Raw genomic sequence first — 17,878 nt, 5'->3', positions numbered from 1 at the left:
GGGCATGGGTGGGGCGGGGATGAGGGGAGCGGATGGGGGTGGCTGGGCCTGGACCCGGGCGGTCGGTCAGGCCTCGGGCGAGGTCCCCGTGGCGCCCTTGCCCGTGATGGCCCGCACGACCGTCCGCTGGTGGAGCAGGCCGGTGACCGCGCCTGCACGGTTCACGACGGCGTACTCGCTGCCCTCGAGGCGCGCGAGGAACTGTACGAGCTCCTGTCCCTCCGCCCATTCCGGCACATACGCGCCGGCGGCGAGCCGCCGTGCGGCAGCGCTTGCCGCCGTGCCCGCCGCGGTGTCGTCGGGGACGGCCAGCAGTGCGGCGTCGTCGACCACGGCCTCCGGGACGCCGGACGGTCCGGTCAGGACGACCGCGGCGCCCGGAGTCTCCCGGAGGATGCGGCGGACGGCGAGCACGCTCGTACCCGCCGGGACGCCGACGGCACGTTGCTGCAGCCGTCCTGCGCTGATCGCGGGGAGACGCAGGCGCATCCGGGCGTTCGTGATGGCGGCCGTGGCACCCATCCACAGGAAGGCGCCCATGACCACGGCGATGAGGATGAACGTGAGGTCCGGGCCGCGGCCCTGGACCAGCGGGACCCCGACCACGAAGCCCAGGAGCAGGACCACGAGGACGCGTCCCGCCCAGCCTGCCGCCACGGTGCCCTTCTCCTGGCTCCCGGTGACGCGCCAGACCGCGCTCTCGACGAGGCGCCCGCCGTCCAGGGGCAGCCCCGGCAGCACGTTGAAGACCGCGACGAGCAGGTTGGCCCAGACCAGGATGGTCGTCAGCAGGTAGGCGACGCTGCCCGGTTCGAGCGCCTGGAGGATCCCCCAGCCGAGGCCGGCGAGCACGAAGTTCGCTGCGGGCCCCGCGAGGGCGACGAGGAGGGAACGCCCCGGTGAGGCGTTGAAGCTCGCGAACTGGGTGTGCCCGCCCCACAGGTTGAGCACGATCTGAGTGGTGGGCCAGCCGAAGGCGCGGGCGGTGAGGGCATGTGCCAGCTCGTGGATGAGCACGGACGCCGCGAGGAGGAGGGCGTAGCCGAGGGCGACCGCGTACGCACCGGCGCCGATCCCGGGGATGACCTGGGCGACGCGCGGCCCGAAGACCAGCACGATGAACGCGGTGATCACGAACCAGGACCAGGCGAGGACCACCGGGACGCCGGCGATCCGACCGAGCGGCAGACCGGCAGCGGCTTCCTGCCGCGGTGCGTCCTGGGGTGCGCTCACGCGACGTTCTCGCTGTCGTCGAACGCGTCCTCGACGTCGTTTTCGGCTGCAGGCAGCCCGGCTGCCGGGAGTAGGGCCGCGAGGTCCGCGGGCGTCCGTCCGGCGAGCGTGTCCCAGTCGGTGCGGCGCGCGTCCGGCGGCAGCGGCACGAAGTGCGGCACGGCGAGGGTGGTGAGCCCGGCGGCGAGGGCGGCGGTCACCCCGGGGAGGGAGTCCTCGATCGCGACCACGCCGTCCTTGCCGAGTCCCGGGTGATCGGCGGCCAGCAGGTCGAAGCCCAGCTGGTAGGCCTCAGGGTCGGGTTTGCCCGCGCTCACGCGGTCCCCGGTGACGAGGTGGGAGAACGTCCCCTCGGGCAGGTGCGCGGCGACCGCGCTCGCGAGGACGGTCTCGGACATGGTGACCATCGCGCAGGGGATGCCCTCGGCGTGCAGCGCGGCGAGCAGCTCCCGCGCTCCCGGACGCCAGGGGACGGCCGTGCCCACGTCGGCGGCGACGCGCCCGATCAGGTGGTCGATGATGTCGCGGATGCCGAGGTCCACGCCGGCCTGCTGGAGCTGTCCCGCAGAGAATTCCAGGGCCTGGCCGACGAGGGTGGTGGCCTGCTCGTCCGTCCATGTCCCGCCGTGTGCTTCGACGAGTTCCGTCTCGGCCCTGATCCAGTAGGGCTCGGTGTCGACGATGGTCCCGTCCATGTCCCAGAGCACGCCCCGCAGTCCGCCGGGGTTCCCGGCGGCGGTCGCCTGCCCGTCGTCGATCTCGTCGTGGGCAAGGATGTGCACGCTGCCGGTGGGGTGGGTTGCCATGCGTCCAAGTCTACGGTGGCGGCCCGACAGGACCGGCCCGCCGGGCCCGTCGCGGCTCCGGGTGCCCGCCTGACATCGCCGCGCACCGGGTTTAGGGTGAGAGCGTGGATAGCTTCGAAGAGAACCAGCCGACCGGCGTGCAGGATCTGTTCCAGGACGCCGACGAGCCCGAGCGCAGGATCACGATCATGCTCGCGGCCTTCGAGGGGTGGAACGACGCCGGTGAGGCTGCCAGCGATGCGCTGAAGTACATGGGCCGTTTCTTCGGCAGTGAGCGCATCTCGACCATCGACGCCGACGAGTTCTACGACTTCCAGTTCACCCGCCCCATGATCAAGCGGAACTCCTCGGGGCAGCGCCGCATCAAGTGGCCGAACACCCGCATCAGCAAGACCGTCGTGCCTCACTCGAATGTGGACCTGATCCTCGTCAACGGCGTCGAGCCGTCCTACAAGTGGCGTGCCTACACCGCCGAACTGGTGGGGCTGGCGAAGGAGCTCAACGTCGACTGCATCGTCCTGGTCGGCGCGCTCCTGGCCGACGTGCCCCACTCGCGTCCCATCCCGGTGACGGTCACCTCCGACGACGACGTCGTCCGGCAGAGCCTCGACGTCGAACCGTCCACGTACGAGGGGCCGATCGGGATCGTGGGAGTGCTGGCGGAGATGGGACTGCTCGCGGACATCCCCACCATGTCCCTGTGGGCCGCCGTGCCGCACTACGTGGGCCAGTCACCCTCACCGAAGGCGCAGCTCGCTCTCCTGAACAAGCTCGAGGAGATCCTGCAGATCGCGGTGGACACGCATGTGCTCACGGAGGAGTCGGAGGCCTGGGAGCGCGGCGTGGACGAGCTCGCCACGGAGGACCCGGAGGTCGCTGCATACGTGCGCCAGCTCGAGGAGGCCAAGGACACCGTGGACCTCCCCGAGGCCAGCGGCGAGTCGATCGCCCGCGAGTTCGAGCGGTACCTGAAGAAGCGCCGGCGCGAGCAGTAGGCCGGTTGTCCTGCTCTAGAGCCGGACACCGAGCAGGGCGTCGACGACGTCCCCGAGCGCCCGCCCACCGGTCCCGCCGGTGCCCTGCGTAGCAGCCCACGCGTCGATCGCGGCCAGCGCGGACGGCGCATCGAGGTCGTCCGCCAGATGCGCCCGCACCCGGTCGCGGATCTCCACGACGTCGTCCCGCGTCGCCGACCGTGCGGCCTCGCGCCACGTGGCGAGACGGCGGATCGCAGCATCGAGGACACCGTCCGTCCAGGACCAGTCCGAGCGGTAGTGGTGGGCGAGGATCGCGAGGCGGATCGCCGCGGGATCGACGCCCGCCTGGCGCAGCCTCGACACGAGGACCAGGTTCCCGCGCGACTTGCTCATCTTCTCGCCGTCGTACCCGACCATCCCGGCATGGGCGTAGTGCTGCGCCAGGGGCGTGCCGCTGGCGGCCCAGGCGTGGGACGCGCTCATCTCGTGGTGCGGGAAGACGAGGTCGGAGCCTCCGCCCTGCACGCTGAACGGGGACGGCAGGAACTGCTGGGCGATCACGGCGCACTCGATGTGCCAGCCCGGCCGTCCGTCGCCGAGCGACCCCGCGGGCCAGCTCGGCTCGCCGGGCCGTGCCGCGCGCCAGAGGAGCGGATCGAGCGCGTTGCGCTTGTGGGGTCGCTGGGGGTCCCCGCCGCGCTCGGCCGACAGCGCGAGCATCGTCCCGACGTCGAGGTGCGACACCTGGCCGAGGAACCAGCGTGCGGCGTCGTCCCGGTCGAGGGCGGCTGCCGCGTCGAGGGAGAAGTAGACGTCGCCGTCGGGTTCCCCGCCCTCCCCCGGCACCGTATAGGCGAGGTCGCGCCCCACCAGCTTCTCGACGATCGGGACGATCCAGTCGATCGACTCCACGGCACCGATGTAGTGGTCCGGCGGCAGGACGTTCAGCGCCTCCATGTCCTCACGGAACAGGGCGATCTGGTCCGCGGCGAGGTCCTGCCAGTCCACGCCGGTGGCGGTGGCCCGTTCGAGGAGGGGGTCGTCGACGTCGGTCACGTTCTGTACGTAGCGCACCGTGGAACCCGCGTCACGCCAGGTCCGGTTGAGGAGGTCGAAGGCCACATAGGTCGACGCATGGCCGAGGTGGGTGGCGTCGTACGGGGTGATGCCGCAGACGTACAGGCTGTGCTCCGGATGGTTCCCGAGGGGTGCGGGCTCCTGCAGCGCCGTGTCGAACAGGCTGATACCCGTCTGGGAGCCGTCGAGTACTGGGACAGGAGTCGAATTCCACGCAATCACACGGTCAACCTTACGTGCCGCTGTCAGGCACTGATGACGCCGAACCCGAGGAGCACGTACAGTGCGAGCCCGAGCAGGATGCGGTACCAGACGAAGAGTCCGTATCCGCGCGTGGTGACGTACCGCAGGAACCAGCCGATGATCGCGAACCCGACGACGAAGGCCACGATGGTGGCCAGGGCGGTTTCCGCGAGCCCGTACGGTCCGGTCTCGTCGTAGCTCTTCACGAGCTGGAACACGCCGCTGCCGAACACGGCGGGGATGGCCAGCAGGAACGAGTACCGCGCCGCGGCCTCGCGGGTGTAGCCCATGAGGAGACCGGCCGTGATGGTGCCGCCCGAGCGCGACACGCCCGGGATCAGTGCCAGTGCCTGTGCCAGCCCGTACAGGATGCCGTGCTTGTAGGTCAGGTTGCTGAGGTCGCGCGTCTGCCGTCCCACGGCATCGGCGATCGCCAGGATGATCCCGAAGACGATCAGCATCGTCGCGACGATCCACATGCTGCGGAACGAGCCTTCGATCTGGTCCTGGAACAGGAGCCCGAGCAGGACGATCGGCAGGCTGCCGATGATCACCAGCCAGCCCATGCGCGCATCCGGGTCGCTCCGCGGGACCGTGCCCCTCAACGCGCCGAACCAGGCCTTGACGATCCGGACGATGTCCTGCCAGAAGAACACGACGACGGCGGTCTCGGTACCCAGTTGGGTGATGGCGGTGAACGCAGCCCCAGGATCCTGCGCGTTCGGCAGGAACTCGCCCACGATGCGCAGGTGGGCGCTCGATGAAATGGGTAGGAATTCGGTTAGGCCCTGGACGAACCCCAGGATGATCGCTTCTATCCAATTCACCCTTACGACCCTAAGCCATGCGGGCGGGGACAGGCTTTAGGCTTGGCCTCATGCAACGGCGAAACGTGGGGACCAGCGGCCTGACCGTGTCCGCCCTGGGGCTCGGCACCATGAACTGGGGCCAGGAAGTGTCCGAGGAGGCCGCCCGGGAGCAGCTCCGCCTCTTCGCCGATGCCGGAGGCACCCTCGTCGAGACCGCGGCGCGCTACGGCGAGGGCCAGGCCGAGGCGATCCTGGGCGGTTTCATCGGCGACACCGTCGCCCGCTCGGAACTCGTCCTCGTGGTGCAGGGCGGCACGACCCGCACCGGGAGCAGGCGCCTCGACGGATCGCGCCGGGGCCTGCTCGATTCGCTCGACGCCTCCCTGTCGCTGCTCGGCACGGACCACGTCGACGTGTGGCTGGCGCCCTCCCCCGACCCTGCCGTCCCGCTCCAGGAGACGCTGAGCGCCCTGGAAGCCGCCTACGTGACCGGCCGCGCCCGCTATGTCGGCGTCTCCGGCTACGCGGGCTGGGAGTTCGCACGGGCGGCCGCCACGGCGTCCTTCCCGCTCCTCGTCAACGACGTCGAATACTCGCTCGTGAACCGCGGTGCCGAGCGGGACGTGGTTCCCGCCGCGGAGGCGTTCGGGGCTGCGGTGTTCGCCTGGGGGCCGCTGGGCCGGGGTGTCCTGACCGGCAAGTACCGCGGCAGGATCCCCACGGAATCCCGCGCAGCCTCCGACGTGTGGGCGCCGTACGTGGAGCCCTATCTCGCCGGGAAACCCCAGCGCATCACGGAGGCGCTGTGCACCGCGGCGCGGGGACTGGATCTGCAGCCCCACGAACTGGCCCTGCGCTGGCTCCTCCACCGACCCGGCGTGGCCTCTGCGATCGTCGGCGCCAGGACGCCGCAGCAGCTCAAGGAGATCCTCCAGGCCGGTGGCTCCCCCGTGGCCGAACCCATCGCCGCGGTCCTCGACGAGGTCTCTGCCTGACGGGTCCTGATGGGTCCTCACGGGTCCTGCCTGATGGGTCCGGACGGAGGAACCCCGGCCTGACGGGTCAGTTCTCTACTTCGGCCTCCACGAGGTCCGGGGCGTACTCGGCGTCGTCCTCATCCTCGGCGTCGTCCTCATCCTCGTCGTCGTCCGATTCCTCGTAGATCTCGAGGGGGGTGATCTCCCCGAAAGCGTCATAGAGCGCTTCCTCGTAGACCTCGAACGCGTCGGCGACGCCCACATACGCCGCTTCCACCGCCGGGTCGTCCTCGCGCCGTCGTGACGCAGAGGCCGCAAGGTGCTCTTCGAGGGCTGTCACGAGGGACTGGAGCGCGACACGCGGATCTATGCTCATGGCTAGACGGTATCGGTAAAGTGGACGGAATTGGAGGGATATGCGAGAACATTTTCTGAACGCGACGGCCGTCCGGGAGCGCGATTACGGGCGGCAGTACGAGTACCTGGTCCTGACGGTCAACGCCGGGGAACCGCTGCCCGCCGCCCGCAAACTCGTCACCGAGCACGCGGAGTACGGCAAGTGGGAACTCGAGCGCAGCTGCATCTACATGGGGGGCGGCCGGCGGTACTGGCTGCGGCGGAAAGTCCTCCGCGTCGAGCGCACCGCCTGAGCCCGGCCGCACCGACCGGGCCGCGTGAGGCCGTCAGCCCGACGGCGGACCCAGCAGTGCTGTCGCGACCGTCGACCGCGCGGACTCCTCGGTGGACGGATGGAACTGCCCGGCCAGGGCGTCGCGGTGGAGGCGGACCACCTCCGACGACGCCGAGAAGCCCGATCCGCCGCCCACATGGAGCGCCACCGTGGTGGCGGCCATCGCGGCCTCCACCGCGTGGGTCTTGAGCGTCACGAGGCGCGCGAACCACTGCGCCGCATCCCCCGAGCGTGCGTCCAGGTCCGAGGTGACCTGCCGGAGCTCGGCGTCCACCCCGATCCGCCGCATGGCGGGCCCGGCCAGCAGGCTCCGCAGTACCGGGTCGTCGGCCAGCGCACGGTCCCCCACGTGGCTCCGGCGCCGCGTCACCGAGCGCACCGCGAGGTCGAGTGCGCGGTCCGCGATGCCGAGGTAGACGGACGCGATCAGGGTCTCGAACGCCCCGAAGATCCCGAAGACCAGCGGGTCGGCGTTGGGCCCGACCGGCAATGTACGGAAGACCGCGTCCGGAGGCACGCGCACGCCGGCCAGGCGGGTGGTGTTGGACTGCGTCGCGCGCATCCCCAGCGGATCCCAGTCCTCGACGGTCTCCACCCCGGGCGTGCCGCGCGGGACGAAGGCGTGGAGGATGGCATCGTCTACGCCGTTCCCGCCGTCGAGCTTCCCGAAGACCCCGAGGCGGGTCCACACGGGCGAGAGGCTCGTGAAGACCTTCGTGCCGGTGTACGCGAGGCTGCCGTCGGCCAGGCGCTCCACCTTCGTGAGCGAGTCGAACAGGACGGCGTCGTTACCCGGCTCGGACACGCCGAACGCGAACACCTCTCCCCGGGCGGCCTCGTCGAGGACGAACCGCAGGGAGGAGTCGCCGCGGTCCGCGAGGAGCCCGGCGACGGCCGTCCAGACCAGATGCATGTTGATGCCGAGCGCCGTGGCCGGGGCAGCCGCCGCGAGCCGTCGCTGGGCCGCGGCGGCCCGCGCCATCCCGCCCGCCGCGCCGGGCGGCGTATCGGCCAGGAGGCGCAGGTACCCGACCGCGGTCAGCTCGTCGAAATCCTCCTGGAAGAAGGTGTTCGCCGCGTCGTAGACCGCCGCCCGTCCGCGGCACCGCTCGAGGAGGTCGTCGGGCAGGAGCAGCCGGACGCCATCCTTCGTCGTCATGGTCATGGCACCTCCCGCGGGGGACGGATCCTGCTCAGTAGGTGGTGAGCAGGCGGGCGAGCACCTTCGCGCCGAAGCGCAGCGAGTCCGTGGGGACGCGTTCGTCGACACCGTGGAACATCCCCGTGAAATCGAGTTCGTCGGGCAGCTGCAGGGGCGCGAAGCCGTAGCCCGTGATGCCGAGGCGGCTCAGCGACTTGTTGTCCGTGCCGCCCGAGAGCGTGTACGGGAGGACCTTCGTGCCGGGGTCCTCCGCGTGCAGGGCGTCGATCATCGAGTCGACGAGGTTGCCGGCGAACGGCACCTCGAGCGAGGTGTCCTTGTGTTCGTAGGTCACCTCGACGCCGTCGCCCGCCAGTCCGCGGATGATCTCCAGCACCTGGTCCTGCTGGCCGGGCAGCGTGCGCACGTCGATCAGCGCCTCGGCGGTGCCCGGGATCACGTTGTGCTTGTAGCCGCTCTTCAGCACTGTCGGGTTGGCGGTGTTCTGCAGGGTCGCCCCGACGAAACGCGCCACGGTGCCGAGCTCCTTGAGGAGTATGTCGGGGTTGTCCGGATCGAATTCGACACCGGTCAGCTCGGTGACGCCGTCGAGGAACTGCCGCGTGGTGGGCGTCAGTTCGATGGGCCAGGTGTGGTCGCCGATGCGCGTGACCGCCCGCGCGAGGGCGGTCACGGCGTTGTCGGTGTTGATCTGCGAACCGTGCCCCGCGCGGCCGTGGGCGACCAGGCGCAGCCAGGAGATGCCCTTCTCCGCCGTCTGGAGGAGGTAGGTCCGCTGGCCGCCGATCGTCGCGGAGAAGCCGCCGACCTCCGAGATGGCCTCGGCTGCTCCCTCGAAGACCTCCGGCTTGTTGTCCACGAGCCAGGACGCGCCATAGGCACCTCCGGCCTCCTCGTCGGCGAAGAATCCGAAGATGAGGTCCCGCTTGGGCTTGATGCCCTCACGCTGCATGGACCGCAGGACGGACAGGATCATGGCGTCCATGTCCTTCATGTCCACGGCGCCACGACCCCAGATCAGGCCGTCCTTCTCCTCCCCGCCGAAGGGGTCCACGGACCAGTCCTCCTTCTGAGCGGGGACCACGTCGAGGTGGCCGTGCACGACCAGGGCGGGCAGGGAGGGATCCGAGCCCTCCATGCGGGCGACGACGGACGTACGGCCGGGAGCGGCCTCGAACAGCTGCGTCGAGAGGCCTACCTCCTCGATCAGCCCGGCCGTGTACTCGGCGGCCTTCCGCTCCCCCGGTCCCGCGTTGTCCCCGAAGTTCGAGGTATCGATGCGGATCAGTTCCTGGCAGATCCTGACGACTTCATCTTCGGGTGTGATGCCCACGTGGTCCTCCTCGGTAGCGGTTACGCCACCAGCCTACCGAGAGAGGGTGCCCGGATCCGGCCGCCCTGCAGGCGGACACCCGTCCGCCGGCGTGCGGGGTCCCCGGACTCAGGGTCTGGCGTAGTCGGCGAATCCCTGCCAATCGATGAAGACACAGGGTGCGTCGCCCACCACCCAGGCGTCATGCCCGGGTGCCATGGCCGCGAAGTCACCCGGCCCGTACTCCATCTCTTCTCCGTCGTTCATGACGACCTTCATCCGGCCGGAGACGAAATATCCCATATGGGCGGCCTGGCAGCTGTCGGTCCCGGCAATCGGCTTCACGTGCTCCGACCAGCGCCAGCCGGGATGGAATGTGGCGCGGCCCACCGGGCCCCGTTCCGAGTCGACGAGTTGGAGTTGGCCCGTATCTCCCTCGAACGGACGCGTCTCCTCGGGCGCATCAAGGCTCTTCCGAACTAGACCTGGCATCGTGACCTCCTGTGGACGGTACTGCTCGCTTGTTGTGGTGAGGCAACGTGGGCTGCTGTCCGAGGATGTCCACCCTGACCGTGTGCTACGGCAGACGAGTGGATCTGGTGCAGTGGGGAGAGACGAGGTAATTCCGCCATGCGCTCGCATCCTGCGGCTCGGACAAAGCTCTCCACGCGGCTCCGGGACGGGACGTCCGGAGGGTTCTGTCTGTTGTGTGAGACCAGAATGGACCTGTCACACAGAGGGGTCAAGGGCACACCGGACGTAGCTGCCGCCGAACCGGCCGCCGAGGTCGCAGACGGATCGGATGGCCCGTTCCCCGACGTCGAGGAGCGATCGACTGTCCTGTCGGGTCCGGGTAGGACGACCCGGGCCTGCCGGTCCGTGCGTTCTCGTCCAGCGAGATCCGCAGGCGGACACGAAAAGGCCCCGGTCGGATTTCTCCGACCGGGGCCTCAACTGTGCGCGGAGGGGGACTTGAACCCCCACCCTCAATAAGAGGACTAGCACCTCAAGCTAGCGCGTCTGCCATTCCGCCACCCGCGCGGGTGGTTATTCACCGTAGAAACCGGCGAAAGCAACGAGAAATACTCTAACACGGCTTGGTCGTGGTTGTTGAATCGGCGGGAGCTCCGGCGTCGGTCCGGCATCCTTCCCCGCCCGACGGAGGTGTCGACGACATCTATACGCACCGCGGGTGTGATGGCAACTGTCCCTGCAGCCAGCATTCGCGGCCTCTCCTGCCTATGATTAAGGGACTACGGATCGGCTTCCGCGGTGCCTCCAGTGCAGGGAAGGAACGACATGGACGACGTGGACCAGACCAATTCCGACCGGGAACGCGACAGGAAGAGCCAGAAGAAGCGCGACCGGGAGCAGTACGCCCTGACCTCCGACGCCATGGAGCGCGCGAACATCTCGATCCGCGATCTCTGGGAGCACTATTTCAGCATGGGCGGAGGCGTCGACGAGTACGAGGTCACCGCCTATCTGCATGGCCTGATCGAGCTCCCTGAACACGAACGTGACTGCATCGCGCAGGCCGTCAATGAACTCTACGACGACCTCTGCCGCCAGCAGGGAGCCCCCTACAGTTCAGGGCACCTGCGCCGCGGCGACAGCTGACCTCAGGACGACGGCACCCCGGCGATCAGTACGAGCGGTCCGAGTGACAGAGCCACCGCCGCACCGATGACCAGCGCGAACATGCCGAGCCACACCGGCGACGGGATGCGGGTCTCCAGGCGGAGCAGGTGGGCGTCCGAGGTGGCGAGGTCCCGCCGTCGTACGTGGACCCGGACCACCTTCACCCAGTCGCGGCACGCGCCGACCAGTAGTGCGACGCCGAGCACCAGGCAGGCGTACCCGGCGGGCGCCGCTCCGCCGAACCAGACGAGGGTGAGCGCCACGGCAGCGCTGCCCCCGAGGATGAGCACGCCCTGCCCGTTCCGGATCAGGACGAGCGCCGCCACCAGGACCACCGCACTGAGGGACAGCGCCGCAGGCGCCCACCCGTGGGCGGTGCTCCGGAGGAGCACCGCCCCGACGACGGCCGGGACAGGGTAGCCCCAGAAGGTCGTGAAGGCCGCCCGCCAGCCCCGACGGCCGAGGCTCGTCGTCGTTCCCGAATGGTCGAGGCGGAGCGTGATTCCCGTGACGCGCTGCACGGTCAGCAGGGCGGCCGCCGCGTGGCCTAGCTCGTGGACCACCGTGACGAAGAGTCCGAAGATCCGCCACGAGCGCCGGGGCACCGATAGGACCACGGCCACCAGCACGATCACGACGAGTCCCGCGGTGCCCATCGCGGGTGGGGCCACCCTGAGGAAGCCGTCCGTGATCCGCTCCCAGAGCTGCCCCGGCAGGGTCTCCACCGTTGTCCCCCTACCCGTCTCCGCGCCCCGCAGCATCCAGGCGGGCGGCGATGGCCTCGACGGCGACCGCCACCTCGTGGAACGACGTGGACAGGGGCGACAGGCCGAGCCGGATCCCGTTCGGGTTGCGGTAGTCGGGGATGATGCCGTCCTGCCACAACTCGGACACCATCCCGGCGAACGCCGGGTGGTCGATGGTGATGTGGCCGCCGCGCGCCTGCGCAGCCCGCGGCGAGGCGAGGACCACGCCGTGCGGGGCCAGGACGGCATCGACGGCCTCGACGGCGAAGGCGGTCAGTTCCTCCGACTTCGCCCGGATCGCCCGCATGCCGACCTCCTCGATGAGGGCGAGCATGTCGCGCATCGGGAGCATGCCGATGATCGGCGGCGTGCCCGAGACCAGCCGCCGGACGCCGTCGGCAGGCCGGTACGCAGACCCCATGGCGAATGGGTCCGCGCTGCCCAGCCAACCGAGGATCGGCTGGTCGAGGGTCGCCAGGTGCCGCTCCGCGACATAGGCCCACGCCGGGGCGCCGGGTCCGCCGTTGAGGTACTTGTAGCTGCAGCCCGCCGCGAAGTCGACACCCCACGCGTCGAGGTCCGCCGGGACGGACCCGACCGAATGGCTGAGGTCCCACAGCACGACCGCGCCGGCGTCATGGGCGATCCTCGTGATGTCTGGCACGTCGGCGATGAACCCGGAGCGGTACGCCACATGGCTGAGCAGCACGAGCGCGGTCCGGGGGCCCACGGCGGCGGCGACATCCGCGGGCGTCGCGCCGCCGTCGTACGCGACGTCGATCCAGCGGAGGGTGAGGCCGCGCTCGCGGGCGATGCCCTCGACGATGAACCGGTCCGTCGGGAAGTTGTCGCGGTCGATGACGATCTCGGTCCGGCCGGGGCGTGCGGCCACCGCCGCGCGCGCGAGCTTGTAGAGGATCACGCTCGTCGAATCGGCTACGACGCACTGGCCCGCGGCCGCACCGAGCGCCACCCGGCCCAGCTGGTCGCCGACCTGCTCGGCCAGCCCGAGCCATCCCTCGTCCCAGCCGCGGATGAGGCGTCCGGCCCACTGGTCCCGGACGAAGGAGGTCAGACCGGCCATCGTCGCGGTGAGGGGGCGGCCGAGGGAGTTGCCGTCGAGGTAGGAGAGCACGGCGTCGTCCTCGGTGCCGAGGAAGAGCGTGCGGTGCTGGCCGAGGGGGTCTGCGGCGTCGAGCTCCGCCGCGCGGGTGGGGAGGTCGAAGCCGGTCATGCGCCCAGTCTAGGGGCGGCTGGGCCCAGTGGTGTCAGGCTCCAGGGGTGTCAGGCTCCAGGGGTGTCAGGCTCCAGGGGTGTCAGGCTCCAGGGGTGTCAGGGTCCAAGGTTCCCGAGCGGGAGTGCGGAACACCCGGACGACACACGGGCGGTCCCCCGCGAGGGGAACCGCCCGCGTGACTGTGCCGGATGGACTACCTGCCGGCCGCCGTGGAGTAGGCGGACTGGATGGAGCTGCCGAAGTACGGCCCGTACATCACGTTGCTCTGGGTGTTGTAGCCGAAGCTGTTCACCGAGTTCTGCGTCCCGGTGGAACCCGAGCCGACGAACCACGGGCCACCGGAGGAACCGCCGGTCATGTCGCACGGGATGCCCTGCGACTGGGTGCCTCCGACGCGGTCCGCCGAGGCCTTCCCGTAGCAGCTGTAGAGGCGCTCGCCGTTGAACGGCGACGCTGCGGGGTAGCCGTAGGCGCTGTAGGTGAGGCCGCGTGCCATGTTGAAGCCGATGCTCGACGCTCCGACGGTGGCGGAGAGCGTCCTGCCGTTGAGGGTGTTCATGACGGCGAAGGCGCCGTCGTAGCTGATGTCGTTGCGGGACACCCATTCGGTCGTCGAGACCAGTGACCGGGCGGTGAACTTGCCGTAGGGCGCGGAGCCGTTGTTGTACGCGGGGACGAAGACGAAGTTCGTGACCCAGCCGGTCGAGAGATCGTGCGTGCAGTGTCCTGCGGTGGCGACGACGCTCTGGTTCCCGCTCTGGACCGAGTTGCCGGAGCAGACGTAGTTCTGTCCGCCCTGGGTGAAGAACACCTTCCCGATGCGCGGGACCGACGACTGCGCGGCGGCGCGTGCCTCCACGACGGGCTCCTTGGGCGCCTTGGCCACCGACTGCTGCCCTGCCTTCGGCATGACCGAACGGCCCTCCGCGGCCCATCCCGAGTTGATCGTGTTGGCCGGCCTGGCGTTCTTCATCCTGTCCGCCGTCCAGTAGGCGTCGAGGGCCGCCTGGCCCTCGTTCTGCGCGTGGGACACGGTGGCGGCTTCGGCGAGGGGCGCCGTCGGTGCTGCCTGGACGGGACCTGCTGCCATCAGCGCTGACGCCATCAGGGCCGAAGCGGCGATCAGCCCTGCTTTGAGACCTCGAGAGTTCACGAAACTCCTCTTTCCATACAGTGGGGCCAGCCGTCGAGGGCTGGTAGTCGGAGTCTGCCCCGGCAACCGGGCGCCTGCCCAGCCCGAAGGGGGACTTCCGAGGAATTGCCCCCGAAAATCACCCCCAGTCTGGACAGGGCCCGGCCGGCATGCAACTATTCCGTGCGCACCCAGCCCGTGAAGTGGGGGCGGCGACGCGTCGAGGACCACCCGACCACGTCCGTCCGGCGCCCGGTGTGGTCGCCGGACCGGGCGAACGACGTCGTCACGCTCCCGGGCAGGAGCACGGGCGTGGCGAAATCGATGCGCCAGTCCAGGGCTCCGGACGGCGCGGGGACGGCCTCGTCCACCATGCGGGCGGCGAGGTACATGCCGTGCGCAATCGCCGCCTTCATCCCGAGTGCCCTCGCGCTCAGCGCGCTGAGGTGGATCGGGTTCCAGTCCCCCGAGATCGCGGCATAGCGCCGGCCCGTGTTCGCGGCGAGCCGCCAGACACCCGTGGGCGTGGGGGCGGTGAAGGCCGGCCGCTCCTCGTTCCTGCGCCCGTCCGGGCCGGCACTGTCGAGCCGGACACCACGCGCCAGGTAGACCGATCGGCCGGTCCATACGCGCTCGTCTCCCACATGCACGTCGATGACGACGTCGACCTGCGTCCCGGCGGGATGAGGCCGCAGGTGCTCCGCCCGGGCTACGACGTCGAGCGTCTCCGACGCGTCGAGCCGGCGCTCCTGGTGCACCTCGTTGCTGAGGTGCACCATGCCGAGCAGGGGTAGCGGGAAATCAGGCCGGGCGAGGACGCTCATGGCCACCGGGAACGCGAGCGTGTGGACGTAGGCCGAGGGCACCGCGTCCCGTGCCGCGGACCCGAGCACCTCCTGGAACCGGGTGAGGGAGCCGAGAGCCACGCGGACGCCGTCGACGCGGTGCTGCACGACGGGGACGTCGAGCGGGACGGCCGCCCGCCGCACCCTCCGCCGGGCAGCCAGCACGAGGGCCTGGCGGTAGAGCTCCGGCAGGGCCGGCACGCCGGGCAGCGTCACCTCCTGGCGGGGTGTCCCGCTCATTCACCCACCAGGTTCTGCCCGCACACCCGGAGGACCTGTCCGTTGATGCCCGCCGCGGCGTCGGAGGCGAGGAAGGCGATCGCCTCGGCCACGTCCCCGGGGAGCCCGCCCTGCTGCAGGCTGCTCAGCCTGCGGGCCACCTGGCGGGTGAGGGGCGGAATCTTCGCCGTCATGTCCGTCTCGATGAAGCCGGGGGCGACGGCGTTGATGGTCCGGCCGGCGCCGTCGAAGGAGGCGGCCTGCGCCCGGACCATGCCGATCACGCCGGCCTTCGACGCCGCGTAGTTGCTCTGCCCGCGGTTGCCGGCGATCCCGCTCGTCGAGGCGAGGCTGATGATGCGCCCCGTCGTGGAGAAGACCGCCGAGGCGAGGAGTTGCTCGTTCATGCGCAGCTGGGACTCGATGTTCACGGCGATGACCGCATCCCACCGGGGGACGTCCATGTTGGCCAGCAGCTTGTCCCGCGTGATGCCGGCGTTGTGCACCACGATGTCGAGGGTTCCGTAGCGCCCCCCGACGTGCTCGAGGATCCGGTCCGCCGCGTCGGGTGCGGTGATATCGATCTGCAGGGCGGTCCCGCCCACCCGGTTCGCGACCTGCGCGAGCTGCTCGCCGGCAGCCGGTACGTCGACCGCGACCACGCGGGCTCCGTCCCGGGCGAGGACCTCGGCGATCTTCGCTCCGATGCCACGCGCCGCTCCGGTGACCACGGCGGTCTTGCCCGCCAGCGGCTGGTCGGGCACGCCCTCCCCCAGCGCCGTCGTGGCGGCGGCGAGACCGGTGACGCTCTCCGCAGGCGTTCCCGACACCTCGATGAACTGGCCGTCCACGTACGCGCTCCTGCCGGAGAGGAAGAACCGGAGGGTCCCGAGTGTGGTGGCATCGGTCGTCGTCGCATCCCCGCGCAGGATGATGCCGTTGGCCGTGGCGCCGCCGCGCAGTTCATGGGCGACGGACCGGATGGCGCCCTCGACGCCCTGGCGTGCCGCCGCAGCTGCGGGGTCCGTGGTGTCCGCGGAGGAGCGGAAGACCGCCACCACGCGACCGCCCGGCACCAGCACCCTGGCGGCCTGCCCGAGCTCGAGCATGGGCGCCGCGAGGTCTGTGGGCGAGGCCGCCCGGTCGAGGACGACGACGGCGGCGCTGAGCTTCTCGCCCGGCAGCACGTGGCGCCGCACCTCCACGTCCCAGCCGAGCAGGACGTCGGCGAGCGCCTCCGCCCCGGGACCCGATCCGGTGACGAGCACCGGCTTCGATGCGATGGATTCCCCTGGGGCGTAGCGGCGCAGGACGGAGGGACGCGGCAGGCCGAGGGCCTTCGCGATCTTCCCGGGCAGCGGGGTGTTCACGAGGTCCAGGTAGTTGTCGGCCATGCCTACCTCGCCTCGAGGATCGCGACGACGCCCTGGCCGCCGGCGGCGCAGACGGAGATGAGGCCGCGCCCGCCCTTCTCGGAGAGGGTCTTGGCGAGCGAGGCGACGATTCGCCCGCCCGTGGCCGCGAACGGGTGGCCGGCCGCGAGGGAGGACCCGTTGACGTTGAGCTTCGCGCGGTCGACGCTGCCCAGGGCGCCGTCGAGCCCGAGGACGCGCTTGCAGTAGTCGGCGTCCTCCCATGCCGCGAGCGAGCTGAGGACTGTCCCGGCGAAGGCCTCGTGAATCTCGAAGAAGTCGAAGTCGTCGAAGGTGAGGCCGTTGCGCTGCAGCAGGCGGGGCAGGGCGTGGACGGGGGCCATCAGCAGGCCCTCCTCGCCGGTGACGAAGTCCACTGCCGCCGCTTCGGCGTCGACGATGGTGGCGAGCATCGGGAGGTTGTTGGCCCTGGCGTAGTCCTCGCTGCCGAGCAGGACGACGGCGGCGCCGTCCGTGAGCGGGGTGGAGTTGCCGGCGGTCATGGTGGCCGGGGTGTCGAGGCCCTTCCCGAAGACGGGCTTCAGGGTCGCCAGCTTCTCCAGCGACGTGTCCGCCCGGAGGTTGGCGTCCTTCGTCAGGCCGCGGTACGGCGTCATGAGGTCCGCGAAGAACCCGCGGTCGTAGGCGGCCGCGAGATTGTGGTGGCTGCGGTAGGCGAGTTCGTCCTGCGCCTCGCGTGTGATCTCCCAGGCCGCGGTGGTGAGTGCCTGGTGCTCCCCCATGGACAGGCCCGTGCGTGGTTCGCCCGTGGTCGGGGCGTTGGGTGAGAGGTCCTTCGGGCGGAGCGTGCCGAGGGCCTTGATCTTCTGCTGCGTGGTCTTGGCGCGCGAGAGGTCGAGCAGCACGCGGCGGAGACCCTCGCTGACGGCGATCGGGGCGTCCGAGGCGGAATCGACGCCGCCGGCGATGCCGGAGTCGATCTGGCCGAGCTTGATCTTGTTCGAGAGGCCGACGACGGTCTCGAGGCCCGTGGCGCAGGCCTGCTGCAGGTCGTATGCAGGCGTCTCGGGGGACAGCGCCGAGCCGAGGACGGCCTCCCTCGTGAGGTTGAAGTCCCGGGAGTGCTTCAGCACCGCGCCGGCAGCGACCTCGCCGATGCGCTCACCCTGCAGGCCGAAGCGCGCCACGAGGCCGTCGAGTGCGGCGATGAGCATGTCCTTGTTGGACGAGTAGGCGTAGGCACCGCCGGAGCGGGCGAAGGGGATGCGGTTGCCGCCGATGACGACTGCCGCGCGGGGTGGGAGGGCGGCGTTGTGCGCCCCGGCCTGATCTGCCATGGAAGAGCTCCTGGTGCGAGAGGGTGGATTACCGATACCTAGCGTACCTGATACGCTGGGT

Annotated in this window: 18 protein-coding genes and 1 tRNA gene; 4 read left to right on the top strand and 15 right to left on the bottom strand. The window is 70.4% G+C overall.

Annotation, left to right across the window (positions count from 1 at the left end; all coding sequences use genetic code 11):
* Positions 1-66 precede the first annotated feature (66 nt).
* On the bottom strand, positions 67-1,233 hold the full coding sequence (locus IWX63_RS12935; RefSeq protein ID WP_199278574.1) for a site-2 protease family protein: 1,167 nt from the start codon (positions 1,231-1,233) through the stop codon (positions 67-69).
* Positions 1,230-2,039 (bottom strand): HAD family hydrolase, encoded by an 810-nt coding sequence (locus tag IWX63_RS12930; RefSeq protein WP_334685858.1) that lies wholly within the window; start codon positions 2,037-2,039, stop codon positions 1,230-1,232. Before IWX63_RS12930 ends, IWX63_RS12935 begins: the two co-directional genes overlap by 4 nt.
* Positions 2,040-2,143: 104 nt before the next feature.
* Here IWX63_RS12930 and IWX63_RS12925 point away from each other — a divergent pair, with 104 nt between their 5' ends.
* The gene (locus tag IWX63_RS12925; protein ID WP_442859130.1) at positions 2,144-3,034 is read left to right on the top strand and encodes a PAC2 family protein; all 891 of its coding nucleotides are present in this window, start codon (positions 2,144-2,146) and stop codon (positions 3,032-3,034) included.
* Positions 3,035-3,049: 15 nt separating this feature from the next.
* Here IWX63_RS12925 and mshC read toward each other — a convergent pair whose 3' ends face one another.
* Both mshC and IWX63_RS12915 read right to left on the bottom strand, forming a co-directional pair.
* Positions 3,050-4,315, bottom strand: a complete 1,266-nt coding sequence (gene mshC, locus IWX63_RS12920; RefSeq protein ID WP_199278573.1) for a cysteine--1-D-myo-inosityl 2-amino-2-deoxy-alpha-D-glucopyranoside ligase — start codon at positions 4,313-4,315, stop codon at positions 3,050-3,052.
* A 23-nt stretch (positions 4,316-4,338) separates the two neighbouring features.
* Positions 4,339-5,163 carry an undecaprenyl-diphosphate phosphatase gene (locus IWX63_RS12915; RefSeq protein WP_199278572.1) on the bottom strand — a complete coding sequence of 275 codons (825 nt, stop codon included), beginning with the start codon at positions 5,161-5,163 and terminating at the stop codon, positions 4,339-4,341.
* Positions 5,164-5,213: 50 nt separating this feature from the next.
* Here IWX63_RS12915 and IWX63_RS12910 point away from each other — a divergent pair, with 50 nt between their 5' ends.
* Positions 5,214-6,140, top strand: a complete 927-nt coding sequence (locus IWX63_RS12910) for an aldo/keto reductase (RefSeq protein WP_199278571.1) — start codon at positions 5,214-5,216, stop codon at positions 6,138-6,140.
* A 67-nt stretch (positions 6,141-6,207) separates the two neighbouring features.
* On the opposite strand, the gene IWX63_RS12905 is transcribed toward IWX63_RS12910, so the two are convergent.
* Positions 6,208-6,498 (bottom strand): hypothetical protein, encoded by a 291-nt coding sequence (locus IWX63_RS12905; protein WP_199278570.1) that lies wholly within the window; start codon positions 6,496-6,498, stop codon positions 6,208-6,210.
* A gap of 40 nt (positions 6,499-6,538) precedes the next feature.
* Between IWX63_RS12905 and IWX63_RS12900 the strand changes: the two genes are divergently transcribed.
* Positions 6,539-6,772, top strand: coding sequence for a DUF5703 family protein (locus IWX63_RS12900; protein ID WP_199278569.1), 234 nt, complete (start codon positions 6,539-6,541; stop codon positions 6,770-6,772).
* Positions 6,773-6,805: 33 nt separating this feature from the next.
* Here IWX63_RS12900 and IWX63_RS12895 read toward each other — a convergent pair whose 3' ends face one another.
* From IWX63_RS12895 to IWX63_RS12880, 4 genes are all read right to left on the bottom strand, one after another.
* On the bottom strand, positions 6,806-7,972 hold the full coding sequence (locus tag IWX63_RS12895; RefSeq protein ID WP_199278568.1) for an acyl-CoA dehydrogenase family protein: 1,167 nt from the start codon (positions 7,970-7,972) through the stop codon (positions 6,806-6,808).
* 34 nt (positions 7,973-8,006) lie between these two features.
* On the bottom strand, positions 8,007-9,308 hold the full coding sequence (locus IWX63_RS12890) for a M20/M25/M40 family metallo-hydrolase (RefSeq protein WP_199278567.1): 1,302 nt from the start codon (positions 9,306-9,308) through the stop codon (positions 8,007-8,009).
* A 108-nt stretch (positions 9,309-9,416) separates the two neighbouring features.
* Entirely contained in the window at positions 9,417-9,779 is a 363-nt protein-coding gene (locus IWX63_RS12885; protein ID WP_199278566.1) for a cupin domain-containing protein, read from the bottom strand.
* A 465-nt stretch (positions 9,780-10,244) separates the two neighbouring features.
* Positions 10,245-10,328: transfer RNA gene (locus IWX63_RS12880), tRNA-Leu, on the bottom strand.
* 258 nt (positions 10,329-10,586) lie between these two features.
* On the opposite strand from IWX63_RS12880, the gene IWX63_RS12875 reads away from it, so the two are divergent.
* Complete coding sequence (locus IWX63_RS12875) at positions 10,587-10,907, top strand: hypothetical protein (protein ID WP_199278565.1); 321 nt, start codon at positions 10,587-10,589, stop codon at positions 10,905-10,907.
* Between the two features lie 2 nt (positions 10,908-10,909).
* On the opposite strand, the gene IWX63_RS12870 is transcribed toward IWX63_RS12875, so the two are convergent.
* From IWX63_RS12870 to IWX63_RS12845, 6 genes are all read right to left on the bottom strand, one after another.
* Positions 10,910-11,653: a M50 family metallopeptidase gene (locus IWX63_RS12870; protein WP_334685857.1), complete on the bottom strand. Its 744-nt coding sequence runs from the start codon at positions 11,651-11,653 to the stop codon at positions 10,910-10,912.
* Positions 11,654-11,663: 10 nt separating this feature from the next.
* Positions 11,664-12,908 (bottom strand): kynureninase, encoded by a 1,245-nt coding sequence (locus IWX63_RS12865; protein WP_199278563.1) that lies wholly within the window; start codon positions 12,906-12,908, stop codon positions 11,664-11,666.
* A 196-nt stretch (positions 12,909-13,104) separates the two neighbouring features.
* On the bottom strand, positions 13,105-14,064 hold the full coding sequence (locus IWX63_RS12860) for a trypsin-like serine peptidase (protein ID WP_334685856.1): 960 nt from the start codon (positions 14,062-14,064) through the stop codon (positions 13,105-13,107).
* A 155-nt stretch (positions 14,065-14,219) separates the two neighbouring features.
* The gene (locus IWX63_RS12855) at positions 14,220-15,128 is read right to left on the bottom strand and encodes a MaoC family dehydratase (protein ID WP_199278562.1); all 909 of its coding nucleotides are present in this window, start codon (positions 15,126-15,128) and stop codon (positions 14,220-14,222) included.
* Positions 15,125-16,501: a 3-oxoacyl-ACP reductase gene (locus IWX63_RS12850; RefSeq protein ID WP_199278561.1), complete on the bottom strand. Its 1,377-nt coding sequence runs from the start codon at positions 16,499-16,501 to the stop codon at positions 15,125-15,127. The genes IWX63_RS12855 and IWX63_RS12850 overlap by 4 nt, the downstream gene beginning before the upstream one ends.
* A 2-nt stretch (positions 16,502-16,503) precedes the next feature.
* Positions 16,504-17,817 carry an acetyl-CoA C-acetyltransferase gene (locus IWX63_RS12845; RefSeq protein ID WP_199278560.1) on the bottom strand — a complete coding sequence of 438 codons (1,314 nt, stop codon included), beginning with the start codon at positions 17,815-17,817 and terminating at the stop codon, positions 16,504-16,506.
* Between the last annotated feature and the right edge of the window lie 61 nt (positions 17,818-17,878).

The organism is Arthrobacter sp. CAN_A2 (assembly GCF_015752045.1).
GTDB lineage: Bacteria > Actinomycetota > Actinomycetes > Actinomycetales > Micrococcaceae > Arthrobacter_D.
Note: the sequence above shows the minus strand (reverse complement) of the source record. Positions and strands in the feature narration are given on the sequence as shown.